Annotated in this window: 3 protein-coding genes; all 3 read right to left on the bottom strand. The window is 63.2% G+C overall.

The features are described from left to right. Positions 1-40: 40 nt before the first annotated feature. Entirely contained in the window at positions 41-1,642 is a 1,602-nt protein-coding gene (tnpC, locus tag KHO31_RS38865; protein ID WP_063500925.1) for an IS66 family transposase, read from the bottom strand. Positions 1,643-1,739: 97 nt separating this feature from the next. Beyond that, positions 1,740-2,090 carry an IS66 family insertion sequence element accessory protein TnpB gene (tnpB, locus tag KHO31_RS38860; protein ID WP_063496045.1) on the bottom strand — a complete coding sequence of 117 codons (351 nt, stop codon included), beginning with the start codon at positions 2,088-2,090 and terminating at the stop codon, positions 1,740-1,742. Next, positions 2,071-2,565: an IS66-like element accessory protein TnpA gene (tnpA, locus tag KHO31_RS38855; RefSeq protein WP_063496046.1), complete on the bottom strand. Its 495-nt coding sequence runs from the start codon at positions 2,563-2,565 to the stop codon at positions 2,071-2,073. The genes tnpB and tnpA overlap by 20 nt, the downstream gene beginning before the upstream one ends. Positions 2,566-2,647: the final 82 nt, after the last annotated feature.

Below are 2,647 nucleotides of genomic sequence, written 5' to 3'. Positions count from 1 at the left end.
GTAAGCGATCAGCGAAGCACGTCCCTCCCGCAGACTTGACCTAGACGTTTTTTTCGTGCTCCCGCTTGCCCAGCTTCCAGGGTAGCAGCGCCTCGTAGTCGTCGGCGCTCTTTGCGTAGGGCAGCGCCTTGAACAGATCAGTCAGGTAGCGGTAGATGTCGACGCGATTGGCCTTGCACGACTCAACGAGCGAATAGAGGTTGGCACTCGCTTTCGCCCCGCCCACCGTGTCCGCGAAGAGCCAGGAGCGGCGGCCTACCGTGAAGGGTCGGATTGAATTTTCGCAAGGGTTATTGTCGATGGGCCACGCTTCGTTCTCGACATAGCGGTTCAGCTTGGGCCACTGCCCGGCCAGGTAATTCAACGCCTTGCCCAGCAAGCCCTTGGGTGCAGTCGTCTCGAGGTGATGATCCAGTAACGCTTTGATTTGCGCGAGCACCGCGCGGCTATAGCGTCGGCGCAGCCGCGCCCGCCGATGCGGTTTTTCGCTGGCACGCGACTCCGCCGCGTACAGCTTGCCAATCAGATGGATGAACTGCGTCGCGGGTTGATGACGGCCACGCGCCTCTTTGGGCAAGACCGCCTCGGCTTCTACGAAGTAGCGGCGGCAATGGGCCCAGCATCCTAAATGCACGAGTTCGTTCGCGCTGGCGATCGCGTTATACGGCTCATAGCCATCGGTCATCAGCACGGCGCCACGGCGCATGCCGACCCACAGGTCCGCTCCCAGCTGTTTGCTGCGCCCGGGCGCATAACTGAACAGCCGCACCGGCGGCCCGCTGCCGTTCATTTGCGCCCACATGTAACTCTTCGTCTGCGGGGCCCGTCCGGGCTCCTTGAGAACCTGCACCGTGGTCTCGTCGCCAAACACGATCTCGCTGTCCAGCAGATGATCACGCATCAGGTTGATGACGGGCTGCACCGCTTCGCCCAGGCGCACCACGCTGGCTGCCAGCGTATTGCGCGAGATATCGCCGCCGAAGCGCCGCAGCAGTGCAGCGATTCGATACAGCGGCAAGCCGTCCACGAACTTCGAGATGACGAACCACGCCAGCGCCGCTTCAGTGAACAACCCCTTCGGGATGATGCGCGAGCGCGCCGGCGTGACCTTCATGCCTTGATCACAGCTCGGGCACGCATACTTCACGCGCTCATGACGGATCACCCGCACCTGCTGCGGAATGATGTCGAGCTGCTCGCTGACCTCGACGCCGATCTCCACCCGCACGCTGCCGTCGTGCGGGCAGATGCGCTCCTCTTCAGAGAGTTCGTAGCGGATCACCTCGCGCGGCAAGGCCGGATCGAGCGGCTTGCGTCCGGACTTCTTGCGCCGGTGGCCGGCCACCGGCGTGCTGTCGACTTCGTCTTCCTGAGCCGGGAGCGTCGCCGCCGTCGGCGCCAGCGCTTCCGCCTCGTTCAGGAACAGGTCACGCTGATCCGCGCTGCGTGCCTCGCTCTTCGCCCCGAACAGCCGGCGCTCGAACGCCTTGAGCTGCTCCTTCAGAAGATCGCGCTCGACCTTCGTTACCCGCAGTTCGCCACGCAACGCGTCGCGTTCAGCAAGCACCGCATCGCGCTCGGCGATGAGCGCGGCGAGTTCCTCGGCGGTGATCGAAGCGGGTTGAACAGAAGCGCGTGTCATGGCGTAACCATAGCGAATCCCGAGGCGCCGTGGGTTTACGTAAATTTGTAACGTCGCCGTCCTCTGTCGCGTCTGAGCTACACCCCAGCGAACGCCATCAGCTGACACGGGCATAGTGCCGCGCCGGATGCTTGCGTATCGCCGCCAGGTCGATGCCCTCAAGAAGCCAATGAAGTTGCTCTACCGTCAGCTCAAGTACGGCCGCTTCGCGTGGCCATATAAAACGGTCAGCCTCGAGGCGCTTCAACATGAGCCAGAAGCCGTTGCGCTCCCACATGAGTAACTTGATGCGATCGGCCCGCCGGTTGCGAAACACATAGACGGCCCGGGCGAACGGATCGAGTCCCAGCGCCTGCTCAACCAGGGCCGACAGACCCGTGATGCTCTTGCGGAAATCCACGGCGTCGCGATGGACGTACACCTTCAGGTCAGCGTCGAGCCGGAACATCGCAGCGCCCCAGCGTTTCGATCATCACCGACACCAGCGTCGCGTCCTGTCCGGCACACTCGAGCCTGAGCGTGATGCCGTTGGGCAACTCCGCCATCAGTCTCGATGGCGCCGGCGTGTATGGCAATGCACGGTCAGGCTCTGGGCGCGTCGGCGCGAGCGTGACATGCTCAGGCTTCGTGTGGACGCTCTCGATTCGGTCCACCGCGACGACCGGCACAAACGCCGGCATCGCGCTTCCTGTCACGGTCGTCGCAACGTGCCCGCCTTGCTCCTGCTGATGCTGGCTGATCCATTTGCGCAGCAGGTTCGCATTCAACTTGTGCTCCAGCGCCATCCTTGCAACCGATACGCCAGGCTGCAAGCACGCCTGTACCAGTTCACGCTTGGCCTGTGGATCGAAGCGCCGGCGGCGCCCGCCTCGCTCAAAGCCTGCTACCAGGCGCTCGTTCAGATCGCTGCTGTCTGCTGCCATAGTGTCCACCTCCGATTTAAGTGGACACTATCGTCGCCTCTCCGGGCGCGTGGCGATAGGGCGTCAATGAACGATCGCTTAC

Source organism: Paraburkholderia domus, from assembly GCF_905220705.1.
GTDB lineage: Bacteria > Pseudomonadota > Gammaproteobacteria > Burkholderiales > Burkholderiaceae > Paraburkholderia > Paraburkholderia domus.
The sequence above is the reverse complement of the archived record's forward strand: the minus strand, read 5'-3'. Positions and strand labels throughout refer to the sequence as shown.

Bases quoted from the DNA above. Each gene is read 5' to 3' on its own strand.
- tnpC (WP_063500925.1), bottom strand. From the start codon at position 1,642: ATGACACGCGCTTCTGTTCAACCCGCTTCGATCACCGCCGAGGAACTC.
- tnpB (WP_063496045.1), bottom strand. From the start codon at position 2,090: ATGTTCCGGCTCGACGCTGACCTGAAGGTGTACGTCCATCGCGACGCC.
- tnpA (WP_063496046.1), bottom strand. From the start codon at position 2,565: ATGGCAGCAGACAGCAGCGATCTGAACGAGCGCCTGGTAGCAGGCTTT.